The following is a 6,398-nucleotide window of genomic DNA, read 5'->3' as shown; positions in this document are numbered from 1 at the left end:
GTAACCGTCCGGCCATGTCATCTACCCAGCCCCGCAAAGCCAAGACATCGTGTGCACTCAAATTTAAGTGAGCACCAGATCTAGCCTTTTAAACGGGTATTTCATGCAGCCAACACTCGGTTCCTATTCCAAGGCCTTCAAAGCCCAGGTCATTCAATATGGGTGCCCAGCACGGCACTACAATTTCCAGCATCGCATTCAGCCGTAAGCGTGCCCGTGGAAGTCGCAAGGCTGGCATGACGCTTTTTTTTGTAAAATTTTTGACGATAGGATGAAGCGTACTCTTCAGAAACTGCTCGTGCCGCCGATGGCCCAGAGGAGCCAAATTCAACCTTCGGGGTTTCAATGCTAGTAAGCAGCTATAACAGCGTGTATGTGCTGTTTTCCTTCGCCGTAGCGATCCTGGCGTCTTATACCGCGCTGGACATGACTGGTCGAGTCACCCGTACCGAAGGCAAAGCATCGGCACTTTGGCTTGCCGGTGGATCTTCCGCCATGGGCACGGGCCTCTGGTCGATGCATTTTATTGGCATGTTGGCCTTCCAACTGCCCATCGAGCTGGGTTACGACCCGACGCTGACTGGCTTATCGTTGTTGATCGCCATCGCCTCCTCCGCCTTTGCTTTGTGGCTAGCATGCCAGACGGAAATGCCACTGCCGCGTTTGCTGCTTGGTGCGGTGCTCATGGGTATCGGAATTGCATCCATGCACTACGTTGGAATGGCGGCGCTGCTGATGAATCCTGTAGTGGAATACGTTCCGTCTTTGTTCGCGCTATCGGTGCTGATTGCTATCCTTGCTTCGGGCGTGGCTTTGTGGATCGCTTTCCGCCTGCGTGGCGAAGGTCAGTACATCAATCGTACACGCATCGGCGCCTCGTTAATTATGGGGTGTGCCATTGTTGGAATGCACTATACCGGAATGGCGGCTGCCCAATTTCCTATCGGGAGCGTGTGCGGAGCGGTCAATGCAGGCATTGATAGCAACTGGCTAATGGTTTTGGTGATTCTGATCACGCTGGCTGTCTGCGCTATTGCCTTGATCGTATCAATGCTTGACGTCCGCACCAGCATACTTGCCAGCTCCCTTGACCTCGCAAACAGTGAACTGGTGCAGCTAGCTCTTCACGACAATCTTACTCGCCTCCCTAACCGTATCCTCCTAAACGACCGTCTTCAGCAAGCGATTCATAAAGCCATCAGGCAGAAGAGCCACTTTGCCGTACTCTTCATGGATCTGGATGGTTTCAAAGCTGTTAACGATACTTACGGTCATCACACTGGCGACCAGTTGCTTCTGCAAGTAGCAAAGCGAATCAACGACGCCAAACGCGGCGAAGATACGGTGGCTCGCCTCGGAGGCGACGAGTTCGTTCTGCTTATCGATCCCGGCGAACCTGAAGACGCTGCGATGTTGGCGCAACGCTTGGTGGAAAATATTCGATTACCTTACGTACTTGGGCGGCAGACAGTGCATGTGTCCGCTAGCATCGGTATCGCTATATTCCCAGAAAATGGCCTAACCGAGCATGAGCTGATGGTCAATGCCGATGCGGCTATGTACCACGCCAAGGAGCAGGGCCGCGATGGCTACTGCTTCTTTGAAAAAGCTATGAACGTTAACGCTCACCTGCAGTTGGAAATGCAACAGGATCTGCGGTGCGCACTGGATCGGAATGAATTTATCCTGCACTTCCAGCCGAAGATGCTCGCCCCAAATGGCCCTATGATCGGCGTTGAAGCTTTACTGCGTTGGAACAAGCCAGGTTTTGGCTTGGTGCCGCCCGTCCGTTTCCTGCCCTTGGCAGAGCGTACTGGATTGATCGTGCCAATCGGTAGCTGGGTAATCCATGAGGCGTGCCGGCAGATGGCCGAATGGCAAGCGTTAGGCGAAGGTAAAGACGAATGGAGTATTGCGGTCAACATTTCGACGGTACAACTGGCCCATGCAAAGCTCGTTGATGTCGTGCGCAATGCCCTGCAAAGCAGTGGCCTGCCCCCCCGTTTCCTGACACTGGAAGTTACCGAATCTACGGCGATGCGGGACGCTGAAGCTGCTTTGATTGCTCTTGATCAATTGGCAGCATTGGGCGTGAATATCTCCATCGACGACTTTGGTACCGGTTATTCCAGCCTGCTTTATCTTAAGCGCCTACCAGCCAACGAACTGAAGATCGACCGAGGTTTTATCACCGAGCTGGCTAAGTGTAACGATGACGCGGCTATCGTTTCGGCCATAGTAGCGCTCGGTAAAACGCTGGGGCTGAGGATCGTTGCAGAGGGTGTGGAAACCGCTGAACAACAACAGATGCTTACCGAGTTGGGTTGCGACATTTTGCAAGGTTACCTGCTGGGCAAGCCGATGAGCGCAGAGAGGATGCTGGAAAGCTTAAGCGCGACCAAGACTCTAGCGTGATACTGCACAAGCCATAGATTCAAGTTGGTGCTTGCTGGTGCAATTTGCAGACCCGCTACATCACCTGATTTAAGCATCAGTTAAACATTCGAATTGGGATTTACGGCTTCTCCTCATTCGTCCGATAGTAAAATTCACTCTAAGGCTAATCAATGTTCAACAAGGCAATCAAGCAGACCTTGGCTGAGGCTCTGCAAAAGCTTCAGGCCGCAGAAGCAAGGGCCGTGGCCGTTGACCGTTCGACGGCAACAATTGAATTTAAACCCGATGGCACCATCATAGGTGCCAATGAGAACCTTCTTACCACCATGGGCTACCGACTGGAGGAGATCGTCGGACAGCACCATCGTATTTTCTGTTTTCCTGATTACCAGGCGAGTGCCGACTATCGTAAGTTCTGGCAGCGCCTGGCTGGTGGCGAGTACATACGTGAACGTTTCCTGAGGCGTAATAAGCAAGGCCTGGAGGTCTGGCTCGAAGCCAGCTACAACCCTATCCGAGGCGCCGATGGTCGCGTCGAAGGCGTGCTGAAGCTGGCCACCGACATTACTACTCAGGTGATCCGTGAGCAGGAGCAGAGCAGCATGGTTCAGGCCATCAGTCGCTCGATGGCTGCGATTTCCTTTAACTTGAAAGGTGAGGTTCTCGACGCCAACGAAAACTTCGAGCAGGCCATGGGCTATCGCCTGGATGAGATTCGGGGAAAGCACCACCGCATGTTCTGCACACGAGGTGAAGCGGACTCTCCTGAATACCGCGATTTCTGGGAGCGACTGAACCGTGGTGAGTTCTTCTCTGGACGCTTCCAGCGACTCAACCGGCATGGCGATACCGTCTGGCTGAGCGCAACCTACAACCCGGTATTCGATGCCAGTGGCCGGCTTTACAAAGTAGTTAAGTTTGCCCGTGATATTACGTCCCAAGTGCGCCAGCAGCAGGCAGAATCCGATGCAGCCACGCTCGCCTACAATATATCCCAGCAGACGGACAGAAGCGCTCGCCATGGTGCCAAGGTCATTAGTGAAACGGTCGAGGTGGTACAAGGCATAGCAGCCGAGCTCTCACGAGCGGCTGAAGGCATCACTGCAGTCAATCAGCAGTCAGAGATGATCCGCAGCATCGTGCAGACCATCCGAGGTATCGCCGAGCAGACCAACCTACTTGCTCTAAATGCTGCTATCGAAGCTGCAAGGGCGGGTGAACAAGGCCGAGGTTTTGCGGTGGTCGCCGATGAAGTACGAAACCTTGCAGCCCGCACGGCGCAGGCCACCGTGGAAATCGTCGATGTTGTGAAGCGCAACCATGAACTAGCGCAGGATGCTGTGGAGAGCATGCAGGCTAGTCGCCAAAAGGTCGATCAAGGCGTCGATTTGGTCAGCCAAGCCGGCTTTGTGATAGAGGAAATTCAGAGCGGAGCACGGCAAGTAGTCGACGCCGTGCGCCAGTTCGCCGAGGCAAAGGAAGAGCTCTGATGTAACTGTATCGGGCACAACCTCGTAAGGCTGTTCCAATTTCTCACGATAAGCGTGCTTGTCCAATATGACATCATCGCTGCTTACTGGGCGCAACTGAACGTTTGCATCCGAGCATCACGTCTTACGCAATTAGACCGGTTGCCAAATATGCGGCAGCAAATGATCGATTTCACTCGCCCGCTGCGTCGGCAGGCGTGTGAGCACGTCCTTCAAATAGGCATACGGATCATGACCGTTGAGCCGCGCAGACTGGATCAAACTCATGATCGCCGCCGCCCGTTTTCCGCTGCGTAGCGACCCTGCGAAGAGCCAGTTCTTGCGTCCAAGAGCCCATGGTCGGATCTGGTTCTCTGCCCAATTGTTGTCTATGGGTACAGCCCCGTCATCGAGGTAGCGCGACAGCGCTGCCCAGCGTTTCAGGCTGTAATCGAGTGCTTTGCTGATGGCTGAGCCTTCGGGCACAAGGTCGCGCTGGGCGCTCATCCAGACATGTAGCATGTCCATTACCGGGACGGCTTTTTCTTTCCGTATTCGCCGCCGTAAATCCGGCTCCAGATCGCGGACTTCGCTCTCGATTTCGTACAACAACTGGATATAGCGCAGGGCTTGCTCAGCAAGCGTGCTTTTATTCGTAGCGTGCAGCTCGAAGAATTTGCGCCGTGCATGGGCCATGCAGCCGATTTCGGTCACGCCGAGTTCGAAGCTGGCTTTGTAACCGCCAAAATCGTCACAGACCAGCTTGCCCCTCCAGCCTTGCAGGAAGTTGCGAGCATGCTCTCCGGCACGGCTGGGGCTGAAGTCATAAACCACCGCTGCCACATCCGAGAACTGGCTGGTGGCGTAGGCCCAAACATAGGAACGGTGGGTTTTCTTTGTTCCCGGCATGAGCATTTGCACGGGTGTTTCATCGGCATGAATAATCTGCTGCCCGAGTACCACTTCGCGCAGCGCATCGACCAGCGGCTGCAACTGAACCCCAGTCACGCCAACCCATTCGGCCAAGGTTGAGCGTGGAATCGCCAGGCCCGCTCGACCGAAGATCGATTCCTGACGGTAAAGCGGTAAATGGTCAGCAAACTTGGCAATCATGACGTGGGCCAGCAGCCCAGCGGTTGGGATGCCCTTGTCGATGATCTGAGCCGGAACCGGTGCCTGGATAAGCGTTTCGCAGTCATCGCAGACCCATTTGCCACGTACATGACGCTCGACGGTGAACACGCCCGGTGTGTAATCCAACTTCTCACTGACATCTTCACCGATGCGTTTCAGCGCGCAGCCGCATGGGCAGTGAGTGTTGTCAGGTTCGTGATGGATCAGTGTGCGTGGAAACTCAGCCGGCAATGCAGTGCGCTTGGGCTTCTGCTTTTTCTCGGTCGCCGCTGGCACTGTTTGCAAGGCCTGAAGCTCTGCTTCAATCGCTGCGATATCTGTATCGATCAGGTCATCGAGCAAACTGGCCTGCTCAGGATTCATCTGCTCGCTGCGCTTGGCAAATTTCAAGCGCTTGAGCTGCGCAATTTCGAAGGTCAGCTTCTCGATCACCGTCTGATCGCGGTTGATCTTCTTGCCCATGGTTTCGACCGTCTTACCCATTGTTTCGACTTGCGAGAGCAATTGCGCAGCTAAGGCACGCAGTTGGTCGGGAGTCATTTGGTCGAGATTGGGAGAAGAAGTCATGCGCCGAATTTTGCCAGAGCAGGCGCTTCGCGGCGATAGACCGATAGGCTAATGGCAGCCGTTAAAGCAGTGTGATCGAGCCGCCGGAACCTGCTCGTTGCCATGGCAGGCCCAATACCAAGGCTTGGAGTTGCTCGGTGTCCAACTGCATTTCAGAGCCATGACGAATGCTTGGCCAGTGGAACTTGCCCTGGCTCAACCGGCGCGCCGCCAGCCATATGCCGAAGCCGTCATGCACCAGCACTTTCATGCGATTGGCGCGGCGGTTGGCGAAAAGATAAGCACAGTGCGGCTGCGCCGCACCGAACACCGCAATCACCTTGGCTAATGCCGTTTCGGTACCAGCGCGCATGTCCATCGGCTCGGTGGCGAGCCAGATGGAGTCGATGCGAATCATCGCAGAAGGTCTCGAAGAAAGGTCGCGCAGGCAGCAGCATTTTCAGTGGGCCAGTTCACTGTGACGGTGCCACGCGGGTGCTGTATTTCAACGCAAATATTCGATGATGATGTGTGGGATTTCGCCCCTGCCAGCGGCACGGGTAACGGAATAAATGCAGGTTGCAGCGCTGTGCTTTTCTGCGCTTGCAGGCGAATCCATTTGTGGACGAGGTTTGCGTTGAGGTTATGGCTGAGTGCGATGCTGGCAATCGAAGCACCGGGCTGGGCACACTCTTGAATGACCTGAGCTTTGAAGGATTTGGAATAGGAACGGCGTGTTGGCTGCATGAAATACCCGCTTAAAAGGCTAGAACTGGTGCCCACTTAAATGTAAGTGCACACCATGTCTTGGCTTTGCAGGGCTGGGTAGATGACTTGGCCGTACGCATACGG

5 protein-coding genes are annotated in these 6,398 nt (G+C 54.7%); 2 read left to right on the top strand and 3 right to left on the bottom strand.

The genetic code is table 11. The annotated features are described in order from the left end of the window. Positions 1-345 precede the first annotated feature (345 nt). Positions 346-2,415, top strand: a complete 2,070-nt coding sequence (locus tag QMX91_RS27960) for a bifunctional diguanylate cyclase/phosphodiesterase (RefSeq protein ID WP_033690316.1) — start codon at positions 346-348, stop codon at positions 2,413-2,415. A 152-nt stretch (positions 2,416-2,567) separates the two neighbouring features. Beyond that, positions 2,568-3,887, top strand: a complete 1,320-nt coding sequence (locus QMX91_RS27955; RefSeq protein ID WP_009682490.1) for a PAS domain-containing methyl-accepting chemotaxis protein — start codon at positions 2,568-2,570, stop codon at positions 3,885-3,887. A gap of 132 nt (positions 3,888-4,019) precedes the next feature. Here QMX91_RS27955 and QMX91_RS27950 read toward each other — a convergent pair whose 3' ends face one another. From QMX91_RS27950 to QMX91_RS27940, 3 genes are all read right to left on the bottom strand, one after another. Beyond that, entirely contained in the window at positions 4,020-5,567 is a 1,548-nt protein-coding gene (locus tag QMX91_RS27950) for an IS66 family transposase (protein WP_034128274.1), read from the bottom strand. A gap of 61 nt (positions 5,568-5,628) precedes the next feature. Next, positions 5,629-5,964 (bottom strand): IS66 family insertion sequence element accessory protein TnpB, encoded by a 336-nt coding sequence (gene tnpB / locus QMX91_RS27945; RefSeq protein ID WP_009682493.1) that lies wholly within the window; start codon positions 5,962-5,964, stop codon positions 5,629-5,631. Beyond that, positions 5,961-6,293, bottom strand: a complete 333-nt coding sequence (locus QMX91_RS27940; RefSeq protein ID WP_009682494.1) for a transposase — start codon at positions 6,291-6,293, stop codon at positions 5,961-5,963. Before QMX91_RS27940 ends, tnpB begins: the two co-directional genes overlap by 4 nt. Positions 6,294-6,398 lie beyond the last annotated feature (105 nt).

The sequence above is a fragment of the Pseudomonas sp. PS01299 genome, assembly GCF_029960145.1.
Taxonomy (GTDB): domain Bacteria; phylum Pseudomonadota; class Gammaproteobacteria; order Pseudomonadales; family Pseudomonadaceae; genus Aquipseudomonas; species Aquipseudomonas putida_A.
This window is presented reverse-complemented; position numbering and strand designations above follow the sequence as displayed.

Bases quoted from the DNA above. Each gene is read 5' to 3' on its own strand.
- tnpB (WP_009682493.1), bottom strand. From the start codon at position 5,964: ATGATTCGCATCGACTCCATCTGGCTCGCCACCGAGCCGATGGACATG.
- QMX91_RS27955 (WP_009682490.1), top strand. From the start codon at position 2,568: ATGTTCAACAAGGCAATCAAGCAGACCTTGGCTGAGGCTCTGCAAAAG.
- QMX91_RS27950 (WP_034128274.1), bottom strand. From the start codon at position 5,567: ATGACTTCTTCTCCCAATCTCGACCAAATGACTCCCGACCAACTGCGT.
- QMX91_RS27940 (WP_009682494.1), bottom strand. From the start codon at position 6,293: ATGCAGCCAACACGCCGTTCCTATTCCAAATCCTTCAAAGCTCAGGTC.
- QMX91_RS27960 (WP_033690316.1), top strand. From the start codon at position 346: ATGCTAGTAAGCAGCTATAACAGCGTGTATGTGCTGTTTTCCTTCGCC.